This window comes from Sphingomonas sp. S-NIH.Pt15_0812, from assembly GCF_003951315.1.
Taxonomy (GTDB): Bacteria; Pseudomonadota; Alphaproteobacteria; order Sphingomonadales; family Sphingomonadaceae; genus Sphingomonas.
The window spans coordinates 16206-37858 of the sequence record NZ_QLJH01000007.1 but is presented as its reverse complement, the minus strand read 5'-3'; the positions used below and the strand labels follow the sequence as shown (position 1 = coordinate 37858).

Genomic DNA, 21653 nt, shown 5'->3' with positions numbered 1-21653 from the left:
AGGTAGACAGGCCCGAGATATCAGGCAGGCTTGGTCGTCGCCTTGCCCCGGCGCGGCTTGGTCGCCTTGGCGGCGGGCTGCGCATTGGCGGGGGCCAGCGGTTCGGCGGCGGTGGTCTGGGCGGGATGATCGGCCGGTTCCGGATCGAGCGGGGCGGCCGGCGTTTCGGTCATCGGTGTCGGCGTGGCCGGCGAGTCTGCCGGTTCCTCCGGCAGCGCGTCCGTCACGGAACCACCATCCGAGTCATGCTCGCTTGCCGCCTGGTGCCAGTGATCGTCATGCCGGCCGTGCGCGCCGCCTTCCTTCTCCCACAACTCGTAGGCGCGGCGGCTGATCTTTTCGTGGCGCTCGTCGGTCATTCGATCCCTCCTTGAACATCGGCGACGGAACGTCCGCGCCGACATTGTTCATGCCACGCGACACCGCTGGCTCAACGGAAAACCGCCGGCACGCGCTTCCGGTTGCATCGGGGAACGTCCGAAATCCGCGTGGGGCCGCACCCCCGCGCAAGATCAACGACTTAGATCTTGGCGGTGGCGGTGACCGGAGGGGTCTGCTGATGCTGGATCACCGTCCAATCCTCATGGCCGCGTCGGCGATAGGTGGAGGTGCAATGCGCCTCATAGGCATCCTCGCCATCCTTGGACGCACGCACCTGATAGGCGATGACGATCATCCCTTCCTGCGGCCGGGCGACGCGGCGTTCGGTGAACGAGACATCGGTCCAGCGCGGTGTCGCCGATACCGCGGCGACCGCTTCCTCGCCACTCATCACGAAAGGCGGCGTCGGCACGACCATCAGGCACTCGTCATCGATCGACTCGCGATAATGTTCGGGGGTCGCCGTCCACAGGCTTTCCTCGAAGGTCCAGATGCGTGCGTCGTCCATCGTCCGTCTCCCAAGGTCCGGCCGCAGGAGCGCTCGACCGCCGCGATCGTTCCCCCGGGACGGCCGACTTGCCATTTCCACGGCGACATCCCATCTTGAAAAGGCGTCGACCGAGCCTGACGCAAGCCGCCACCCCCTCGCGCCTTTCTTTTTGGCGCCCGTTGGGGTAAGGCGACGCATCTTCACGACAAAGGGTTTGTATTTGGCCAAGGAAGAACTGCTCGAGATGCGCGGTCGCGTGGTGGAACTCCTCCCCAACGCGATGTTCCGCGTGCAGCTCGAGAACGACCATGAGATTTTGGGGCATACCGCCGGCAAGATGCGCAAGAACCGCATCCGCGTGCTGGTGGGCGACGAGGTGCTCGTCGAACTGACCCCCTATGACCTCACCAAGGGTCGCATCACCTATCGCTTCATGCCCGGCCGCGGCGGCCCCGGGCCGTCCTGATCGCCGATGGCGCGCCTGTCGCGCCGTTGACGCCGACCATGACCGATCCGATCGAACCGGCGAACGTGCATCCCGCGCCCGTCGCCATGCTCGTGCTCGCCTCCACCTCGCCGCGCCGGCTCGAACTGCTCGGCCGGCTGGGTGTCGTGCCCGATCGCCTCGCCGCACCCGATATCGACGAGACGCCGTTGCCGTGTGAGGCCGCCCGCGATTATGCGCAGCGCCTCGCGCTGGGCAAGGCGCGTGCGGTTGCGCGGGGCGCGGACGAGATCGTGCTGGCCGGCGATACGACGATCGCGGTCGGCCCGCGCATCCTCGGCAAGCCGGAGGATGAAGCCGATTTGCGCCGCATGTTGCGGCTGTTGTCCGGGCGGCGGCACCACTGCCTGTCGGCGGTGTGCGTGATCGGGCCTGACGGGCGGGAGCGCGTCCGCCTGTCCGACTCCATCGTCGCCTTCCGCCCCCTCGCCTCGGCCGAGATCGACGCCTATGTCGACAGTGGCGAGGGCATGGGCAAGGCGGGCGGCTATGCCATCCAGGGCCGCGCCGAAGCCTTTGTCCGCTTCCTCCATGGCAGCCATAGCGGCGTCGTCGGCCTGCCGCTGATGGAAACCCGCGCGCTGTTGCGCGCCGCCGGCCTGCCGCTTGCCTGAATGGCTCTACGAGGCCGGGATCGGTGAATCCCGCGCCGCGCTGGTCGAGGACGACCGCATCCTGGAGGCGCTGATCGAGCCGGAGGATAGCGGCCCGCGCCTGGGCAGCGTGATGCCGGCCCGGCTCACCCATTTGCTGCCCGGTCGCCAGGGGCGCCTGATACTGGCGAACGGTCAGGCCGCGTTGATCGCCGCCGTCCCTGCCGCCCTGTCCGCCGGGCGCATGCTGACCGTCGAGATCGTGCGCGAGGCGCTGCCCGAGATCGGCCGTCCCAAGCCGGCGCGCGCGATCGTTACCGACCGGGCCGAACAGGCCGGTCCCGACCTGCTTGCCCGCATCACCGCGACCGGCCACCCGGTCCGCACGCTCCACCCGCACCAGCCGGATGCGCTGGAGGCGGCGGGCTGGTCCGAACTGCTCGAGGAAGCGCAGACCGGCGATATCGACTTTGCAGAGGCCATGCCCGGCGGCGCACTGGTGATGACGCCGACCCCGGCCATGACGCTGTTCGACGTGGACGGTCCGCCTCCGCTCGAAGCCCTGGCCATCGCGGCGGCCGAGGCGGTGGCCGATGCGATCCGCCGGCACGGTATCGGCGGGTCGGTCGGCATCGACTTCCCCACGATCGAGGGCAAGGCCGCCCGACAGGCGGTGACGGCGGCGATCGACCGCATCCTGCCGCCGCCGTTCGAGCGGACGGCGATGAACGGCTTCGGCTTCGTCCAGATCGTTCGGCCCCGCCCCCGCGCCTCGCTGCCCGAGCGGCTGCGCGCCGATCCGGTCGCGGCTGGCGCCCGCGCCGCACTGCGGACGCTGGAACGCGTGCCGCCGGGAAGCATGAACCGCCACCGCCTGCCCGCGCCGGTGCTTGCCTATCTCGACGCCCGTCCGCACTGGGTGGCCGAGCTTGCCCGCCGCACCGGCATGACCCCTTTGCTGGAGAGCCTGTAATGGCCGAACCGACCTGCCCGATCTGCGGCGAGCCCGCGCATCCCGACCACCGTCCCTTCTGCTCGGCGCGTCACCGCGACCGCGACCTGCTGCAATGGCTCAACGAAAGCTATCGCCTGCCCGATCAAAATTCTTCGAAACAAGGGCTGGACAGCGACGACGGCTCCTACTAGAGACGCGCTTCCGCTACGCGGGCCCAAGTAGCTCAGTTGGTAGAGCATGCGACTGAAAATCGCAGTGTCGGTGGTTCGATCCCGCCCTTGGGCACCATTCCCCCCTGGTTGCAGACTGAGTTTGCTGGGGACACCCATAAAACATCTATAAACTTCGCTTGGCGAATGCCTGGCTATATTACGGCATGGTCGGTTCAGGCCGGACGAACCCTGATCAAGTTCAGGTCGCGTGCCGCCTGACCTTGGTCCGGCACCGGAGCAGATGGGTGATTCGTCCCCGTCAGCCCACCACGTCCAGTTGCGCCGATTGCGGCGTATCCGACGCCATCACCCGGTTCCGCCCATTCTCCTTGGCGCGGTAGAGCGCGGCATCGGCCGCCGCCTGCATCGCCGAGGTCGAGCGATAACCCGGCCAGGTCGCCACGCCGATGCTGATCGTCACCCGCAGGCCCGACGCACAGGCGTCATAGCGTGCCGCCTCGATTGCGCCGCGCACCCGCTCGCAGACCATCCGCGCCTCGGCCGCGTCGGCATCCGGCATCAGCAGCGCGAATTCCTCACCCCCCAGCCGCGCGACCAGATCGCCGTCGCGGACCGAATCGCGCATGACCGCCGCCACCCGGCGCAATGTGGCGTCACCGACCGCATGCGAATGCCGATCGTTGATCCGCTTGAAGTGATCGATGTCGAGGATCGCCAGCGACCAGGGCCGGCCATGTTCCGCATAGCTCGCCAGTTGCTCCGCCAGTTCGTCCTCGTATCGGCGGCGATTGGGCAGTTCGGTCAGCGCATCCTCATGCGCCATGCGCCGCAGCGTGCGCGCCTGATTGGCGAGCTGGGCGAGCAGCGCATCCTTTTCCTCGGTGGCCAGCATCAGCATCTCGCCTTGGCGGCGGATATCGGCGGTCCGCTCCTCGATCAGCAGGCTGAGATGCCGGGCACGACGATGCAGGTTCACGACCCGCCAGCGATAGGCCAGGCCGGCCAGCCCCACCAACAGGACGACCAGCGCCAGCCGGAAGTCGGAACGCTGCCAGAAGGACGGCTCGATCACGAAGTGCAGGACCTGGTCCCGCGCGCTCCACGGACCGCCGCCGTTGGAGGCGCTGACATGCAGCGCATAGCGACCGGGCGGCAGCGCGGTATAGTCGACGATCCGCTCGCCCCCGCGGTCGATCCAGTCATTCTCATAGCCCACCAGCCTGGTGCGGTAGCGGATGCTTTGCGGGGACAGGAAGCTCAGACCGCCATAGGCGATCGACACGCGCCGCGTCTTGGCCGGGATCGACACCCTACCCGCATTGTCGGCGAAGGGCGCGGGCTCGCCATCGACCAATACCCCCTCGATCACGAGCGGTGGCGGCGTGCGGACGCGCAATTGCGCCTCGCGTTCCGGCCGGACGGCGGCGGCGCCCTCGGCGGTGGCGAACCAGATCGAGCCGTCCCGGCGCAGCAATGTCGTCGGCCCGGACGCGCCATTGCCCTGCGCGCTGGCCATGCCGTCCAGACGGTCGAACCGATCCACCTGGATCGTCCGGCGCTTGCCGTCCGCGACGGCCATCAACGCCGCATAGTCGATGCGCAACACGCCGCTATTGCTGCCCAGCCACGCCGCCCCGCGTCGGTCCAGCACCATCTGGAAGACGGTGTCGACCGGCAGTCCCTGATCGCGTCCGACATGGGCGAGCCGACCATCGGCATAGCGATAGCGGAACAGGCCGCGATCGGTGCTGATCCACATGACGCTCTGGCCGGGATCTTCGAACAGCGCCAGGGCGCTGCTGGCGTCGGCCATTTTCCCGATGTCGATCCGGCGGGGGATGCCGTTGGGCGGCCACAGCGTCAGGTCGCTGATCGTGCCGATCCACAAGCCATGGCGGGTGTCGGCGATCGCGTAGATCATCGTCTGCGGCAGTCCCGGCAGCGTCGGCTGCCGCACCCGCCCCTGCCCGTCGATCGCGACGATCCCGCGCCGCGTGCCGGCCCACAAACCACCGCCACGCCGGGCCGCCAGCGTCCGGATGCGGACGTCCCTGATCCCCTCCGCCTTGCCGTATCGCGCGACGATCCGGTTATCGTGCACCCGGAAGATGCCGTCGCCCAAGGTCCCGACCCAGACATCGCCATCGGGTTGCGCCGACAGGCTCAGGACCGATGGCGAGTTGTCGCCCGGCACCCCCGCCTGAACGATGGGGATATGGGTGATCCCGCCATCGGGCGCGACGCGATCCAGGCCCCGGCTGCTACCCACCCATAGGCTGTGGTCGCCCGATTCCACCAGCGCGCGGACATAGTTGCCCGACAGCCCGTTTTCTTGGCGCAGATTGGTGAACAATGCCTGGCGCAAGCGGTAGAGCCCGCCGTTCAGGCCGACCCAGATGCTGCCCTCGCGATCCTGGAACACGGACGCGACCCGCCCCTCCGGCAGGCCCTGGGTCGGGGTGATCCATTCGGATTGCCCACGGGCCAGGTGCAACACACCGAGGTTCTCGGTGCCCAGCCACAGGCCACCCCATCGATCCGCCGTCATCGCGCTGAAGCGGTTGGTGCCCGGCAGCCGGTAGATCAGGCGGGCCGCGTCGCCCTGCACCTGCCGCAATTCCCCACCGGCCAGCAGGAAAAGCTGCTTCCGCTGATCGACAAAGGGCAGCACCGCCCCGGCCGGCAAACCGAACGGCTTGGACAAGCGATGCATCCGGCCGTCGGGCGTCCGTTCGATCAGGCCGTCGACGCCGCCGATCCACAGCCGGTCCCGCGCATCGATCGCCATCGCCAGGATCGAAAGCGGCGGCCCACCGGCAGGGGATTCGAGGCGCCGGAACCGGCCGTCCGGCGACAACATGCCCAATCCGCCGCGCATGAAGCCGATCCAGAGCCGCCCCTTGCCATCCTGCGCCAGCGCCAGGATCGTCGCGTGCGGCAGCCCGTCACGGGCGCCCCAGAACCGCCACCGGCCCGCCGAGTCCCGACGCCCCAAATTGCCGCGCGTGTCACCCATCCACAAATTGCCCTGCCGGTCGGACAGGATGCTGGTCACGCCATTGTCGGGCAGCGGCGGGTTGCTGTCGCGCGAGAAGGTGGTGAAACGCGTACCGTTATACCGCGTCAGCCCCTCCCAGGTGGCGAGCCACAAATAGCCTTCGCGGGTCTGGACGATGTTCTGCACGCTGTTGTGCGGCAGCCCTTCGTTGGTGGTCCAGCGGTCATAGGCGAAATCCTTGACCATGGGCGGCTGGCCGGGTGGGTGGGCCCGCACGGGATGCTGACCGGCCAAGGATGCGAACAACAATGCACCGACAATGGCGACGATATGCCCCCATTCCCGACCGAGAGCCTTCGCCAGCATCATGATGCCCGTGTCGTCCCCCACTCGTTTCGTACGAGACAATATGCGTGCATCACTTAATATATGCAAAACAAGCCTAAACGACCATGGCTGGGACCGGTTCCACCGCTACGACTTGCTTTCGACGGACCGCAAGGTCGCCGAATCCAGATGCCATCGAAGTTGCGATGCGCTGGCGCCATCCACGCCGTTGACCCGGCGCACAACATACTGGCCTACGAAACGCTGCCGCGCACCATCCCCCGACACCGCTTCCACGGTCACCGGCACCGTCTGGTAGATCGAACCGGCCGCGCCCTCGCTCGACGGCAAGGCACCGATCGTCACGCGGGTCGAGCGCGTCTGCGCGAACCCCTTGCTGAAATCGGCATAACGCTGCCCCGGCCGGCCATCATCGCCCCAGGCCTGCCATGCGGTGGAATAGTCCCGCGCGTTCAGGGCCGAATAATAGCGTCGGACGACATTCGCCGCGGCTTCCCCGCCCTTCGGATCGGGCCCGCAGCCCTTCATCGGCGATCCGTTCCCGTCGAACAGCGCGCAGGACCGGGCAATCTCATCCTCGATCAGCGCACAGCTATTGGCGGCATTGCAGGGCGGGTGAGTCGCGGGCGAGACATCGCGGCAGATCGCGACCCGTTGCGCGGCGGCGGTCGCACCGATCTCCTCGGCGCAGGATAACAGGCCGGTCCTTGCCGGCCGGATCGGGGTCGCGCGGGCGGTCGGCCTCGGCTTCGGCACGGGCGAAGGGGTGGATGTCGCCGCCGCCGGGGCCTCGGCGGAACGCTCGGGCGCGCTACAACCGGCCAGCGCCACCGCCACGACCAGCATCGGGGCGATCCGTACGCCTATCCCCATCCATCCACCTCCCGATGATCGGTCATGCCGGTCGGGCCGGCACGCCAGACCCTGTCTTATTTGCCCGCGACGCCGCGTCCCGCCACCGTTTCATAGGCGGACAATTCGTCGCCGATCGCGACCTTGGCGGCGAGGTCGTCGGCCCGCGCCTTGTCCTGCGCGGCGCGCTTGGGATTGTCCGGGTCGCCGTCCGGGTCCGCTGCGCCGACATTGGGGCTGTCGGGCATATAGAGGATCGGCTTTTCGTTGCGGTCGTCGGCCATCATCTTCTCCTTGCTCGGGCAGTCAACGCGCCATGGCGAGGCTGGTGCCGATGAGGAGGGCGTCGCTGCGACGATGCGAGCCGGATGCCGGATAAAGCAAAGGCCGGCACAATGGCCGGCCCTCGCGGAAAATAATGGTCGGGAAGAGAGGATTCGAACCTCCGGCCCCTGCCTCCCGAAGACAGTGCTCTACCAGGCTGAGCTACTCCCCGACGGAGTTCCGATCGTCATTCAGTGCCCTTGTGAGGCGCTTCGGGAGCCGACCGGATTGGCTTGGAGGCGCGCCTATATCCAGCGCCTCCGACCCATGCAACAGATTTCTTCGCCGATCAGTCGAACCCGGTCAAAAAACGCGTCGCGTAGAAGACCGCCGCGCCGATCGCGCCCGCCGCCGGCAGGGTGATGAACCAGGCGATGACGATGTTCGACGCCACGTTCCACCGCACCGCCGACAGCCGCCGCGACGCGCCGACGCCGACGATCGCGCCGGTGATGGTGTGGGTGGAGGAGACGGGGATGCCGCCCAGCGTCGCCATGAACAGGGTGATCGCGCCGCCCGTCTCCGCGCAGAACCCTTGCGCGGGGGTCAGCCGGGTGATCTTCGACCCCATGGTGTGGACGATCCGCCAGCCGCCCGACAGCGTGCCCAGCGCCATCGCCGCCTGGCAGCTCAACACCACCCAGAAGGGGACGGAGAACTCGCCGCCCAGATAGCCCTGGCTGTAGAGCAGCACGGCGATGATCCCCATCGTCTTCTGCGCGTCATTGCCGCCATGGCCCAGCGAATAGAGCGCGGCGGAGACGAGCTGGAGCTTGCGGAACCGCTTGTCGACGCCCAGCGGCGTCAGCCGGATGCTGGTCCAGGCCACCGCCAACACCAGCATCAGCGCCAGGATCAGGCCGATGGCGGGCGAGGCGAAGATGGCGATGACGGTCTTGATCACCCCGCCCCACACCACGGCGGCCGATCCCGCCTTGGCCATGCCCGCGCCCAGCAGGCCGCCGATCAGCGCGTGGCTGGACGAGGAGGGAATGCCCTTCACCCAGGTGATGACGTTCCAGGCGATCGCGCCCGACAGCGCGCCGAAGATCACCACCGGATCGATGATCTTGGCATCGACGATGCCCTTGCCCACCGTCTGGGCGACGTGCAGCCCGAACACGGCGAAGGCGATGAAGTTGAAGAAGGCGGCCCACAGCACCGCATATTGCGGCTTGAGCACGCGGGTGGACACGACCGTCGCGATCGAGTTCGCGGCATCGTGCAGGCCGTTCAGGAAATCGAACAGCAGCGCCACGCCGATCAGCGCGACGAGGATCGGAAGCGAGACGGTCATCAGGCGTGATCGATGACGAGACCCTGGATCTCGTTCGCCACATCCTCGAACCGGTCGATGATGCGTTCCAGGTGGCTGTAGATTTCGCGGCCGATCACGAACTGCATGGGCTGGTCCTGCCGGGCCTGGAACAGCGCCTTCAACCCCTGGTCATGGATCGAATCGCCCTGCCCCTCTATCTCGATCAGCCGCGCGGTCAGCATGTTGAGCCGCTCGCTGTTGCGGTTGAGCGAGCGGAGCAGCGGGATCGCCTCCTGGGTCAGCCGCGCCGCCTCGACCGCGATGCCGGCCATCGCCACCATCTGCGGCTCGAACCGGGTCACGCCATAGAGCGCGATGGTGTTCGCGGTCTGGTTCATCTGGTCGATGGCATCGTCCATCACCCCGATCAGGTCGGTGATCGCCGACCGGTCGAACGGCGTCACGAACACGCGGCGCACATCCTGCAGCACGTCGCGGGTGATGTCGTCCGCCTCATGCTCGCGCGCGACGATCTCGGCGACCTCCGCCTCGATCGGTCCGTCACCGCTCAGCAGCCGCTGCAACGCGCCCGCGCCGGCGACCAGGGTCGCGGCATGGGCCTCGAACTGATCGAAGAACTTGCCCTGTTTGGGCATCAACGACTGAAACCAGCCAAGCATTCGGATTCGCCTCCACGTCCCATGCCACAGCGGCATGGGTCCTGAGTTATCGCGCCCACTGGCCCATGCGGCCGCACGAATCCAGCCGGAAACCGGTCTGGGTCAGCGCGGACGCAGGCCAAATCGCCGGAACAGACCCCGTTTTGCCAGCGATTCGAACATCTCGCCAGGGCCTTCCGGGTCCAGCACCTCATTGTCCGCCAGCCACTGCTCGACCTCGGACAGGTTCGGGACGGCATAGGGGCGCAGCGTCTTGCCGACCCCGCGCAAATGCTCGATCGCCCCGATCAGCGAGCCTTTCTCCGCGATGGCGGCGGTCACCACCTCGGGCGCCACGCCCAGATGCTCGGCCAGCAGATCGTCGCGGATCTCGGTGATCCGCGCCCGGTCCCGCTCGGTCGTCGCCTCGATCGCCAGGTCGCATTCGGTATCGAGCCGAAGCGAGCGGTTGTTGACGTTGCTCGACCCCAGGCGAAAGACGTTGTCGTCCGCGATCAGGATCTTGGCATGGACATAGATGGGCGTGCCGCCATCGGTATAGGGATGGTACATGCGCAGCCGGCGATGTTTGTCGCGGCGACGCAGCGCCTCCATCAGCCGCCCGCGCGCCGTATCCATCGCCAGCGGCTCCAGCCAGCCCTGCGCGGTCAGCGGATTGATGACGACGATCTCCGGCCCATCCGGCTCGTCCAGCCGCCGCGCGATCGCCTCGGCGATGCGGCGCGAGGCGAAATACTGGCTTTCGATATACAGGTGCTGCCGCGCCCCCGCGATCTGCGCCAGGAACAGCGCCTCGCTCTCATGCACCGGCGACTGGTCGTCCATCTCGGGCACCGTGCGCGCGATACCGACATCGATCCCCTCGAAATCGACGCGCAGCCCCTCCGGCCAGCAGGGGCCGGACGGCTTCATCGGCTCCATCGGCTGGCCGCCCGCCGCATCCCAGCGCTGACGGAACAGCTCGCCCAGCGCCCCCGCCACCGGCCCCTGCACCGCGTTGATCGCGTCATGCCATGGCTTGTAGTGCCGCCGCGTGGTCGGCCGCCGGCGATAGGGGCTCTGGTCGAGATGCTCGCGCGTGTCCCAGCGGTCGCCGGTCATGTCGATGCCGCCGCAAAAGGCCAGGCAATCGTCGATGATGACGATCTTCTGGTGGTGCGAGGCGGCGGTCGGGTGATGCCCGTCCAGCTTGGTATGGATGCGCGGATGCTTCATCCAGCGCAGCACGGTGAAGATGGTGGTGCCCCGTCCCAGCGACTTGATCGCGCCGACGTCCCAGCGCAGCAGGTGCACCTCCAGCTCGGGATTGCGCTCGACCAGATGGTGGATGAACGCCCCGACCGGCGCCGGCCCCTCGGTCGCCTGGTGATCCAGGACGATGCGCGCGTCGAAATCCCAGCCGATCAGCAGGATGCGCCGCTTCGCCTGGAGCATCGCCTGACGCGCCACGCGGAAATATTCATCGGCATCGACGATCACCGTCATCCGATCGGCGCGTTCGATGCGCCAGCAATCCTGCCCCGGCTTCATGGCGTCCTTTCCGACCGTGATCCCGCCCGCGCTCCTGCCGCATCGTGGCGTTCCGCGCAAATGTTCGCACGGACAGTTGGTTGCGCTTATGGAGCAGGAGTCATGAGCGAGGAGCGGCCACGCAAGATCATCCATGTCGACATGGACGCCTTCTATGCGTCGGTCGAGCAGCGGGACGATCCCGCCCTGCGGGGGCGGCCGGTGGCGGTCGGCGGATCGCGGGCGCGCGGCGTGGTCGCGGCGGCCAGCTATGAGGCGCGGGCCTTCGGCGTGCGGTCGGCCATGCCCTCGTCCTCCGCGGTGCGGCGCTGTCCCGACCTGATCTTCGTGCGGCCGCGCTTCGAGGTGTACCATGCGGTCTCACAACAGATCCGCGCCATCTTCCGCGACTATACCGATGCGATCGAGCCGCTGTCGCTCGACGAGGCCTATCTCGACGTGTCGGAGGATCGCCACGGACTGGGCTCGGCGAGCGCGATCGCGGAGGATATCCGTCGCCGGATCAAGGCGGATACCGGCCTCACCGCCTCGGCCGGGGTCAGCTACAACAAGTTCATCGCCAAGCTGGCGTCGGACCAGAACAAGCCCGACGGCCTGTGCGTCATCCCGCCGCACAAGGGGGCCGCCTTTGTCGCGGGACTGCCGGTCAAGCGCTTCCACGGCGTCGGGCCGGTCACCGCGCGGCGGATGGAGGCGCTGGGCATCCTGACCGGGGCCGATCTGCGCGACCGGTCGCTCGAGATGCTCCAGCGGCATTTCGGCAGCTATGCGAGCTATCTCTACCAGGCCGCCCGGGGGGAGGATCACCGCCCGGTGCGCGCGCATCGCGAGGCCAAGTCGATCGGCGCGGAGCGGACCTTCGAACGCGACCTGAGCACGCGGGAGGAGCTTCACGTGCAGCTCGCCCGCGTGGCGGAGGCCGCCTGGGCGCGGGTCGAGCGGCACGAGGCGCATGGCCGCACCGTCACGCTGAAGCTGCGCCGGGCGGATTTCTCCACCATCACCCGCGCCCGGTCCAGCCGGACGCCCGTCGCCGACCAGGCGGGTTTCCTGGCGATCGGCCGGACCTTGCTCGACGCGCAGCTCCCGGTGCCGGGGGGTATCCGACTGCTCGGCCTGACCCTGTCGGCGCTGACTCCGGCCGGACTGGCGGAGCCGGACCCGGTCCAGCCCAGCCTGTTCTGACTGCCGGCGATCAGGCGGCGGCGAAGGCCGCGCCGCGCCGGCGCAGCGCATAGCCCGCCAGACCGAAGCCGATCAGCGTCAGCGCCCAGGTCGCCGGCTCGGGCACCATCGGGGTATAGCTGAAATCGTCGCCGACCCGTCCGGCGAGCACGTCGAAGCCGGTGATGACGCCGGTGAACCGGCTGCCCAGGCCGCCATAATCGGCCGTGTTGATCGTCACCGGGCTGCACGAGGGATCGGTCACCTGCCCCGCCACGGCGACGAACCCGTCGGTCCCGCCACCGGCCACGCAGGCCCGGCCGTTGCCGGACACGCCGTAGCGGACCGGCTCGAACCGGAAGCCGACGCCTTGATCGTCCGACGACAGGATGATCGGTGAGTTTGCATAACCGAAGGCGACATTCGCACCGTCCACGACCGACACGACGAATCGGATCGTCGCGCCCGAGAAAGCGGAGGTGATCGGCCCCTGGTTACCGTAACCGGTGATCATCGTCCCCGCGCCCCGTGCCTGGAAGACATAGGTCAGCTCCGTCGCCGCCTGCGCCTGTCCGGCCACCAGCAGTGCCGCCAAGATGGCCAGCCCCTTCACCAACGCCTTCATCACCCTGCCTCCACACGAATTTTTCCGAGCATCTATGGTAAAGCGGAAGTGAAATACAGGCTATACCGCCGGCTGATCCGACAACAGAGGCGATCGGTCCGATCCGGATTGCATCGTCACGGCCGGGGCAGGGTCAGCACCGCTTCGGCCCCCAGGCCATGCCCGGCGGAGCGCAGGTCCAGCGTCCCCTCCATCGCCGCCATGGCATTGGCGCACCAGTGCAAGCCCAGGCCGCCACGCCGGTCGGCCCGGGTCGAATAGCCCCGCCGGAACAAGGCCACCTCGCTGCCCGGCGCGAAGCCCACGCCGTCGTCGCGGATCGTGATCGTCACCCGCGCCTCGTCGCCCCCGGCGGTCACCGAGATGCGACCGCTTGCCATGCCGCCCGCAACGATGGCGTCGACGGCATTGCCGATGAGATTGGCCAGCAGTTGCGACAGCAGCAGCCGATTGGCGCGGACCATCACCGGCCCGGCCGGCAGGCTCAGCGCGATCGAGGCCGTCGGGGCATAATGCACGATCGACGCCTGGCGCGCGGCCAGCTCGACGATGTCGCACGGTTCCAGCGGGGGGCGTTCATGCGCCTGGGCCTGTTGCGCGCCGATCACCTCCAGCACATGCGCCAGCGCGTCGCGCCCGGCCGCCGCATCCGCCGCGATCCGCGCCCGGTCGCGCGCGTCCGCCTCCAGCGCGGCGGCCATGAAGGCGGCCAGCCGCTGCCGTCGCTCGGGCGGCAGGTCGGGCAGCGCCAGTTCCGCCACGGCGCGGTCGAGCGTCGCCCGCTCCGCGCCCGGCCGCGCGCCGGTCGACCGACTGAGGATGGTGCTGACCGGATTGAGCGCGTTCCGGACATTGTGCATCACCGCCACCGCGCTCTCCGACCGGCCAAGCGCGAAGCCCTGCGCCTCGATCCGCTCGTGCAGGTCGCGCAACTGGCCGAGCATCGCGTTGAGGCTGGTGGTCAGCGCCCCGATCTCGTCGCGGCGACCATCGTCGTCGATCGGGGTCAGCACCGAGGACAGGCGGACATGCTGCATGTGCCGCTCCACGCGCGCGAGCGGATCGAGGACATGGCGCGCGATGGCGCGGCGCAGGACCAGCAGCAGGCCGAGCAGCAGCAGCGTCGCCCCGACCGCCGACAGCAACAGCATCCGCCGCCCCAGCATCGCCATGTCGCGCGGCAGGTCGAAGCGGGCGACAGCGACCGTCCGCCCGTCCGGCCCGGTCAGCGGAAGCTGCACGCCGACCGTACGCCACGACCAGTCACGCACGCCGGTCCCGGCTGCGGCCGGCACCAGGCGCACCGTCGCGCGGATCGGGCCGGCCCAGCGTTCGGGATCGACCGGCCGCATCAGCAGGAGCGCCGCCCCCTGCCCTCGCGGTCGCACCATGCCGATCGCCACCAGCCTGCCGTCGCTCACCGCGAAACCGCCCGTGACCGTCGTGCCGCTGGGTCCCCGCAGGATCGAACGGTCCCGCAGCACGCCCGCCAGCCGGACGCGGGCGGCAGCGTCGCCCGCCTGCGCCAACCACCGGCCATCGGGCGCGATCCGCGCCATCGCCTCGCCCGGCGACAGACGGGGACGCGCGCCGCTTACGGCCAGGTCATGCGCGTCATGTTCGACATCGCTGGCACTGTCCTCGATTTCCGCGTGCAGTCGGGCGATGTCGCGGGTCAGGCCCCGCGCCTCCAGCGTGTCGAAACTGGGGGTGATGATCGCCGCCAGCAGCAGCGTGATCGCCAGCGCTCCGACCAGCCCGGACACGCTCAGCAGCCAGACCAGCCGGCGGCCGAGCGACCGGGGTCCGCCGCCCCGCCGCCTCAACCGACGGTCCCCGTCGCCTCCCACGCCGCACCCTGCGGGTCGATCAGCCCGGCCAGCGCCATCTCGCGCGCATGGGTCGCCGGCACCGGCAGCGAGAAATAATAGCCCTGGAGATAGGCCGCGCCGGCGATGCGCAGCGCCTGCGCCTGCGCATCCGTCTCCACGCCCTCGCCGATCACCTCCAGCCCCAGCGCGCGGCCGAGATGGATGATCGAATGGACGATCGCCGCCGATTCGCGCTCACGCCCCATGCCGTCGATGAAGCTGCGATCGATCTTCAGGCAGTCGAGCGCGAAGGTGCGGATATTGTAGAGGCTGGAATAGCCGGTGCCGAAATCGTCCAGGGCGATGCGGAACCCCATCTGGCGCAAGCGATAGAGCGTCTCCGCCGAACGCTCGGCATCCTGGAAGATCGCCGATTCGGTTATCTCGATCTGCACCCGCGATGGCGCCACCCCGGCCCGCTCGACGCTCTCCATGACATGGCCGACGAAATTCTGCCGGCGGAACTGGCGCGGCGAGAAGTTGATCGAGACATATTGGTCGGGCCACGCCTTGGCCTCGGCCAGCGCCTTCGCCAGCACCCAGTCGCCCAGATCGTGGATCAGGTTCGATTCCTCGGCGATCGGGATGAAGATGCCCGGGCTCAGCCGGCCGTAATCCTCCGTATCCCAGCGCAGCAGCGCCTCGAACCCGGCGATCGCCATCGTGTCGCGCGCGACGATCGGTTGATAGACCAGGCTCAGTTCGCCGCGGGCGATCGCCTCGTCCAGCCCGCCCTCGACCCGGCGGCGGAAGCGGATGCTCTCGTCCATCTCCTCGTCGAAGACGCGCACCTGGCCGCGCCCGGCGCGCTTGGCGTCGTTCAGCGCCAGGTCGGCGCGACGCAGCAGGTCGACGGGATCGCGCGGGCCATCCTCCGCCGCCAGCTTCAGTCCGGCCGAGCTGCCGCCCTTCACCGAATGGCCGAACACGTCGAAGCTGATTCCGCAGGCTGCGATCACCCGCTCGCAGGCCATCACCGCCGCCGCCTCGCCGGGCGTGTCGAACAGGATGCCGAATTCGTCGCCGCCCAGCCGCGCGACCAGCGCGCCCTCCGGCGCGGTCTCGTGCAGCGTCGCATAAACGAGCTGGATCAGCCGATCGCCCGCCAGATGGCCCAGCGTGTCGTTGACCAGCTTGAACCGGTCGAGATCGAACATCGCGATCGCGAACAGGCCCGGCTGGCGCGCCCGGTCGCCCAGCGCGCGCAGGAAGGCGAGACGGTTGGGCGCGTCGGTCAGCGAATCGTGCATCGCCATGTGCAGCGCGCGGCTCTCGTTCGCGGCGAGTTCGGCGGTGCGATCCTCCAGCAGCGCGACCTGCCGGGCCAGGTCCGCCCGCGTCGCGGCGAGCAGCCGGTCGACCCGCCAGCGTTCGCCCAGCGCCGTGGCGGTGTGGACGATCTCGGCCACGTCGAACGGCTTGGCGATGTAGAACAGCTTGTCGACCGGCCCGGCCTGTCGCGCGATATCGAGCGGCGCATGGTCGGAATAGCCGGTGACGATCACGATGTTGATATCGGGGTCGAGCGAGCGGATGCGCGCCGCCGTCTCCCGCCCGTCGATCCCGGGCGGCATCCGTATGTCGAGGAAGACGACCGCGAACGGTGCGTTCGCCGCCAGTCCCGCCGCGACGGCGAGAACGGCGTCGCCGCCCTGGTCGACATGGGTCAGGTCGAAGCGGGGCGGCGGCACGGGCGGCGCATCGTCCGTGCCGAACAGATCCTGCGCCATCGCCCCCAGCGCCGCCGCGCCGCCGTCGGCCACGGCCGCGAAGCTGCGCCGATAGCTGTCGTGCATCGCCGGCTCGTCGTCGACGACCAGGATCCGCACGATCTCCGGCTGGTCAGGCTCTGCCATGGTGCCATGCTCTCCCAAAAGGCCTGAAGGCCGGGTAAGCAGCGCCAGTTAAGCCCCCATGAACGATGTTTGCAGTTGTTCGCCAAGGGCTTGCGCCCCCAGCACGATCGCGCCGAGCGGCCCGGCATTGCCGCCCAGGGCCGGCGGCACCACGAAAGTGTCCGCATCCGCTACTTCCGGCAAGGCGACATAGCCGGCCAGCGACTTGCTCATCGCGGCGCGGACGCGGGGGAAGAGATGGTCGGTGCCGACCATCACGCCGCCGCCCATCACGATCCGGCGCGGAACGCCAGTCAGCACCAGGGCGTGGAGCAACTGGCCCAGCGCATGGGCGACCAGGTCCCAGGCCGGATGATCGGCGGGCAGGTCGGGTCCGGGGATGCCGGTGCGGGCCTGGATCGCCGGTCCCGCCGCCAGTCCCTCCAGGCAGGCGCCGTGATAGGGGCAGCAGCCGATCCAGTCGTCGCCGGGCACGCGCACCGGGCGGATATGGCCGAACTCGCTATGCGTCAGCCCGTCGACCGGCTTGCCGCCGGCGATCAGGCCGACGCCGATGCCCGTGCCGACCGTGGCATAGGCGATGTCGGGCAGCCCCTTGGCCGCACCCCAGCGAGCCTCGGCCAGCGCCGCGCCGACCACGTCGGTATGGAAGCCGGTCGGCACCCCCGCCTTGCGCCGCAACCGCGCCGCCACGTCCTGGTTTGCCCAGCCGGGCTTGGGCGTGGAGGTGATATGCCCATAGTCGCCGGCATGGGGATCGATCGACACCGGACCGAAGCTGGCGATGCCCAGCGCGCTGAACCCGCTCCACCGCTCCAGCACCGCCTCGATCGCGCTCAGCGTCTCCTCCGGCCGGGTGGTCGGCAGCTGGACCCGGTCCTCGATCTCGTCCGGACCGCGCGCCAGAATGCAGATGCATTTGGTGCCGCCCAATTCGACGCCCGCCACCAAGGGCTTGTTCTGCCGTTCCGTCACGCCGCTCTCCCCGTATGCAATGCTTTGCGAGCGGTTACTCGACCGTGACCGATTTGGCGAGGTTTCTTGGCTGGTCGACGTCCGTGCCCTTGGCGACGGCGACGTGATAGGCGAGCAGCTGCACCGGCACCGCATAGACGATCGGCGCGATCAACGGGTGGACCTTGGGCATGGTGATCGTCGCCAGGCATCCCTGCCCCGCCGCCGCCACGCCGTCATAGTCGGAGATCAGCACGACCTTGCCGCCGCGCGCCTGCACCTCCTGCATGTTGCTGACGGTCTTCTCGAACAAAGGACCGGAGGGAGCGATGACGATCACCGGCACATGTTCGTCGATCAGGGCGATCGGCCCGTGCTTCATCTCGCCAGCGGCATAGCCCTCGGCATGGATGTAGCTGATCTCCTTCAGCTTCAGCGCGCCTTCCAGCGCCAGCGGATAGTCGGTGCCGCGGCCCAGATAGAGCACGTCGCGCGCGCCCGCGACCGCGCCGGCCATCGCCTCGATCGACTCGTCATAGGCGAGCGCGCCGTTGATCGCGGCCGGGGCCTCGGCGAGATGGCGGACGATCTCGCGCTCCTCGGCCTCGTTGAGCCTGCCCTTCGCCTTGGCGAGATTGGCGGCGAGCGCCGCCAGCACCGCGAGCTGGCAGGAAAAGGCCTTGGTGGAGGCGACGCCGATTTCCGGCCCGGCATGGGTCGGCAACAGCAGGTCCGCCTCGCGCGCCATCGAGCTGGTCGGTACGTTGACCACCGCCGCGATCGTCTGCCCCTCGCTCTTGGCGTGGCGCAGGGCGGCCAGCGTGTCGGCGGTCTCGCCCGACTGGCTGATGACGATCATCAGCCCGCCCGGCTCCATCACCGGCGCGCGGTAGCGAAATTCGGAGGCGACATCGATGTCGACCGGCACGCGCGCGAACTGCTCGAACCAGTATTTGGCGACCATGCCGGCATAATAGCTGGTGCCGCAGGCGACGATGGTGACGCGACGGATCGTGGACAGGTCGAAATCGGGGATGGGCAGCACGACCTTGCCCTCCATCCGCTGGAGGTAGGAGCGCAGCGTCTGCGCGACGACGATCGGCTGCTCGTAGATCTCCTTCTGCATGAAGTGGCGGTGATTGCCCTTGTCGATCAGCGCGCCGGTGACGCCGGAGATGGTGACCGGCCGATCGACCGCATGGTTGTCGCGGTCATAGACCTGCGCGCCATCGCGGGTGCAGACCACCCAGTCGCCCTCGTCCAGATAGGCGATGCGCTGGGTCAGCGGGGCGAGCGCCAGCGCGTCCGAGCCCAGATAGGTCTCGCCCTCGCCGTAACCGACCACCAGGGGCGAGCCGAGCCGCGCGCCGATCAGCAGGTCCGGCTGGTCCTTGAACAGGAAGGCGAGCGCGAACGCCCCGTGCAGGCGCGGCAGCACGGTGCGCACCGCCGCCACCGGGTCCAGTCCCGCCTCCACCTGCTCGCTGACCAGATGCGCGACGACCTCGGAGTCGGTCTCGCTGGTGAAGACGCGGCCGCGGGCGATCAGCTCCTCGCGCAGCGGCTTGAAATTCTCGATGATGCCGTTGTGGACGACCGCGACATGGTCGGTGGCATGGGGATGCGCGTTGTTGGTGGTCGGCCCGCCATGCGTCGCCCAGCGGGTATGCGCGATGCCGGTGGTGCCGGGCAGCGGATGCGCGGCCAGCTCGCGGGCCAGATTGACCAGCTTGCCCGAGGCGCGACGCCGCTCGATCGCGCCGTCATGATCGGTGGCGATGCCCGCCGAGTCATAGCCGCGATATTCCAGCCGCTTCAGTCCGTCGAGCAGCCGGTCGGCCACGGCGTCTGCGCCGACGATCCCCACAATTCCACACATGCGATTGAAACTCCTGGAAACCTGATATTATCGGGCGACCTTGCGCGCCTTCAAGGCCTCGGCCCGCTCGCGGAAGCGGGCGGCCCAGCCGGGCTTGGTCTGGCGCTCGGCGCGGACCAGCGCCAGCGCGTCCGCCTCGACATCGCTGGTCACCACCGATCCCGCCCCGACGATCGCGCCGTCGCCGATCGTCACCGGTGCGACCAGCGCCGAATTGGAGCCGATGAACGCCCCCGCCCCGATCACCGTGCGATATTTGAAGAAGCCGTCGTAATTGCAGGTGATGGTGCCCGCACCGATATTGCTGCCCGCGCCGATCTCCGCATCGCCCAGATAGGTCAGGTGGTTGGCCTTGGCCCCCTCGCCCAGCGTCGCCTTCTTGATCTCGACGAAATTGCCGACCTTGGACTTGGCGCCCAGCACCGCGCCGGGCCGCAGCCGCGCATAGGGGCCGACCTCCGCACCCGGACCGACCTCCGCGCCCTCGATATGGCTGAAGCCATGGATCGTCGCGCCGTCCGCCACCCGCACGCCGGGCCCGAAGAAGACATGGGGCTCGATCGTCACGTCGCGGCCGACCACCGTGTCGTGCGCGAACCACACCGTCTCCGGCGCGATCAGCGTCGCCCCCTCCGCCATGGCGCGGACGCGCCGCGCCGCCTGCCACGCCGCCTCGACGCCGGCCAGTTCGGCGCGGCTGTTGATCCCGGCCACTTCGTCGGCACCCGTCTCGATCACCACCGCGCGGCGCCCCTCGGCGATGGCCAGGCCGACCACGTCGGGCAGGTAATATTCGCCCGCCGCATTGTCGTTGCCGACCGCCGCCAGCAGTCGCCACAGATCGGCGGTCCGCACCGCGGTGACGCCGCTGTTGCAGAGCGTCACCGCGCGTTCCTCGGGCGAGGCGTCCTTATATTCGACGATCCGCTCCATCGTCCCGTCGGCCGCCGCGATCACGCGGCCATAGGCGGCCGGATCGGCGGGCCGGAAGCCGAGCACCGCCACCGCCGGCGCATCCTCGGCCTGCAACCGCGCCGCCAGTCGCGCGACCGTCCCGGCGGCGAGCAGCGGCGTATCGCCGAAACAGACGATGGCGATACCGTCGAAATCCGCCAGTGCGTCCCTGGCCTGGAGCGCGGCATGGGCGGTGCCGAGCTGCTCCTGCTGCCACGCGATGGCGACGCCGCGATCCTGGACCGCCGCCTCGACCTGCTCGCCCGACGCGCCGACGATCACCACCTGCCGCGCGACGCCCGCCGTCGACAGGCTGTCGAGCAGGTGCATCAGCATCGGCCGACCGGCCAGCGGGTGCAGCACCTTGTGCAGGTCGGACTTCATCCGCGTGCCCTTGCCGGCGGCCAGGATGATCGCGGCAAGCGGAGCGGAAGCGGCGGTCTGGTCAGTCATGCGGGTCCGGTGCCATGAAGTTCTTGCCAATACCATAGCGCGGCTGGCACCGGCGCGGTCATGGACAGTAATTCATCCAGTCGTTTTCCCTGGTCCATCGTCGGCTTCGACATGGACGGGACCCTGCTCGACACGTCGGGTGATCTCGCCGCCGCCGTCAACCATGCGCTGGACAGCGCGAGACGGCCGACGCTTCCCGTCGATCGGATCACGCCGATGATCGGCGGCGGCGCGCGGCACATGCTGGCGCAGGGCATGGCCGCGACCGGCGGCTGCACCGATGCCGAGCTGGACGTGCTGCACCGCCGCCTGCTCGACTATTACGAGGCGAACATGGTGGTGCACACCCGGCCCTATCCGGGTGCGCTGGCGGCGCTCGACGCGCTGGCCGCGAAGAGCGTGACGCTGGCGGTGGTGACCAACAAGCTGGAAGGATATGCGACCCGCATCCTCGGCGAACTGGGCCTGACCGATCGCTTCGCCTGCCTGATCGGCGGCGACAGCCTGGGGCCGGGCATGGGCAAGCCGTCGCCCGCGCCCATCCGCGCGATGATGGAGCGATGCGGCGGCGGCCCGGCGGCGTTCGTCGGCGACTCGATCTATGACGTGAAGGCGGCGCAGGCGGCGGGCGTGCCGGTGGTGGCGTGCAGCTTCGGCTTTCTCGACCGGCCGGTCGCCGATCTCGGCGCCGATGCGGTGATCCATGGCTATGCGGAGCTGCTGCCGGTGCTGGAAGGGCTCGCGCCCCGCTGAGCCGGCCCGAGCCTCGCCCCCTAAAGAGCGCGCCTCTGTCACACGGTTCGGCTAATC

The 21653-nt window shown here is 69.0% G+C and carries 19 protein-coding genes, 2 tRNA genes and 1 pseudogene; 7 read left to right on the top strand and 15 right to left on the bottom strand.

Translation table 11 applies throughout. From position 1 onward, the window contains the following. Positions 1-20: 20 nt before the first annotated feature. Positions 21-359 (bottom strand): DUF2934 domain-containing protein, encoded by a 339-nt coding sequence (locus BRX43_RS06485; protein WP_125994045.1) that lies wholly within the window; start codon positions 357-359, stop codon positions 21-23. 161 nt (positions 360-520) lie between these two features. Then, positions 521-889: a DUF4440 domain-containing protein gene (locus BRX43_RS06480; protein ID WP_125994044.1), complete on the bottom strand. Its 369-nt coding sequence runs from the start codon at positions 887-889 to the stop codon at positions 521-523. A gap of 202 nt (positions 890-1091) precedes the next feature. On the opposite strand from BRX43_RS06480, the gene infA reads away from it, so the two are divergent. The 5 genes from infA to BRX43_RS06455 all read left to right on the top strand — a co-directional run bounded on the left by infA (position 1092) and on the right by BRX43_RS06455 (position 3212). Next, entirely contained in the window at positions 1092-1337 is a 246-nt protein-coding gene (gene infA / locus BRX43_RS06475) for a translation initiation factor IF-1 (RefSeq protein ID WP_055844981.1), read from the top strand. Positions 1338-1375: 38 nt separating this feature from the next. Continuing rightward, a complete protein-coding gene (locus tag BRX43_RS06470; RefSeq protein ID WP_241214816.1) occupies positions 1376-1990 on the top strand; it encodes a nucleoside triphosphate pyrophosphatase in 615 nt (204 codons plus the stop codon). Next, positions 1983-2942 carry a ribonuclease gene (locus BRX43_RS06465; protein ID WP_125994043.1) on the top strand — a complete coding sequence of 320 codons (960 nt, stop codon included), beginning with the start codon at positions 1983-1985 and terminating at the stop codon, positions 2940-2942. The genes BRX43_RS06470 and BRX43_RS06465 overlap by 8 nt, the downstream gene beginning before the upstream one ends. Beyond that, a complete protein-coding gene (gene yacG / locus BRX43_RS06460) occupies positions 2942-3115 on the top strand; it encodes a DNA gyrase inhibitor YacG (protein ID WP_125994042.1) in 174 nt (57 codons plus the stop codon). Before BRX43_RS06465 ends, yacG begins: the two co-directional genes overlap by 1 nt. Positions 3116-3136: 21 nt before the next feature. Then, positions 3137-3212, top strand: a tRNA-Phe gene (locus tag BRX43_RS06455). A 183-nt stretch (positions 3213-3395) separates the two neighbouring features. On the opposite strand, the gene BRX43_RS06450 is transcribed toward BRX43_RS06455, so the two are convergent. From BRX43_RS06450 to BRX43_RS06420, 7 genes and pseudogenes are all read right to left on the bottom strand, one after another. Further along, on the bottom strand, positions 3396-6341 hold the full coding sequence (locus BRX43_RS06450) for a diguanylate cyclase (RefSeq protein WP_206433129.1): 2946 nt from the start codon (positions 6339-6341) through the stop codon (positions 3396-3398). A gap of 228 nt (positions 6342-6569) precedes the next feature. Beyond that, entirely contained in the window at positions 6570-7316 is a 747-nt protein-coding gene (locus tag BRX43_RS06445; protein ID WP_241214815.1) for a hypothetical protein, read from the bottom strand. Positions 7317-7372: 56 nt separating this feature from the next. Next, positions 7373-7579 (bottom strand): hypothetical protein, encoded by a 207-nt coding sequence (locus tag BRX43_RS06440; RefSeq protein WP_125994040.1) that lies wholly within the window; start codon positions 7577-7579, stop codon positions 7373-7375. 135 nt (positions 7580-7714) lie between these two features. Next, positions 7715-7791 (bottom strand) — tRNA-Pro (locus BRX43_RS06435). A 117-nt stretch (positions 7792-7908) separates the two neighbouring features. Then, on the bottom strand, positions 7909-8916 hold the full coding sequence (locus tag BRX43_RS06430; RefSeq protein ID WP_125994039.1) for an inorganic phosphate transporter: 1008 nt from the start codon (positions 8914-8916) through the stop codon (positions 7909-7911). After that, a pseudogene (locus BRX43_RS06425) lies at positions 8916-9557 on the bottom strand (DUF47 family protein); the annotation flags it as partial. The gene BRX43_RS06430 and the pseudogene BRX43_RS06425, both read right to left, overlap by 1 nt. 102 nt (positions 9558-9659) lie before the next feature. Then, positions 9660-11087, bottom strand: a complete 1428-nt coding sequence (locus BRX43_RS06420; RefSeq protein WP_125994037.1) for a phospholipase D-like domain-containing protein — start codon at positions 11085-11087, stop codon at positions 9660-9662. Positions 11088-11189: 102 nt separating this feature from the next. Here BRX43_RS06420 and dinB point away from each other — a divergent pair, with 102 nt between their 5' ends. Further along, on the top strand, positions 11190-12272 hold the full coding sequence (gene dinB, locus BRX43_RS06415) for a DNA polymerase IV (protein ID WP_125994036.1): 1083 nt from the start codon (positions 11190-11192) through the stop codon (positions 12270-12272). Positions 12273-12282: 10 nt separating this feature from the next. On the opposite strand, the gene BRX43_RS06410 is transcribed toward dinB, so the two are convergent. The 6 genes from BRX43_RS06410 to glmU form a co-directional block, all read right to left on the bottom strand. Then, complete coding sequence (locus BRX43_RS06410; protein WP_125994153.1) at positions 12283-12876, bottom strand: PEPxxWA-CTERM sorting domain-containing protein; 594 nt, start codon at positions 12874-12876, stop codon at positions 12283-12285. A gap of 116 nt (positions 12877-12992) precedes the next feature. Continuing rightward, complete coding sequence (locus BRX43_RS06405) at positions 12993-14702, bottom strand: ATP-binding protein (RefSeq protein WP_241214814.1); 1710 nt, start codon at positions 14700-14702, stop codon at positions 12993-12995. Then, entirely contained in the window at positions 14699-16603 is a 1905-nt protein-coding gene (locus tag BRX43_RS06400; protein WP_241214813.1) for an EAL domain-containing protein, read from the bottom strand. The genes BRX43_RS06405 and BRX43_RS06400 overlap by 4 nt, the downstream gene beginning before the upstream one ends. Before the next feature lie 48 nt (positions 16604-16651). Further along, on the bottom strand, positions 16652-17578 hold the full coding sequence (locus BRX43_RS06395; protein WP_241214812.1) for an ROK family protein: 927 nt from the start codon (positions 17576-17578) through the stop codon (positions 16652-16654). 34 nt (positions 17579-17612) lie between these two features. Next, positions 17613-19436 (bottom strand): glutamine--fructose-6-phosphate transaminase (isomerizing), encoded by a 1824-nt coding sequence (glmS, locus tag BRX43_RS06390; protein WP_125994033.1) that lies wholly within the window; start codon positions 19434-19436, stop codon positions 17613-17615. A gap of 27 nt (positions 19437-19463) precedes the next feature. Further along, a complete protein-coding gene (gene glmU / locus BRX43_RS06385) occupies positions 19464-20843 on the bottom strand; it encodes a bifunctional UDP-N-acetylglucosamine diphosphorylase/glucosamine-1-phosphate N-acetyltransferase GlmU (RefSeq protein WP_125994032.1) in 1380 nt (459 codons plus the stop codon). Positions 20844-20903: 60 nt separating this feature from the next. Between glmU and BRX43_RS06380 the strand changes: the two genes are divergently transcribed. Then, complete coding sequence (locus BRX43_RS06380) at positions 20904-21596, top strand: HAD-IA family hydrolase (RefSeq protein ID WP_125994031.1); 693 nt, start codon at positions 20904-20906, stop codon at positions 21594-21596. The last annotated feature ends 57 nt before the right edge of the window (positions 21597-21653 follow it).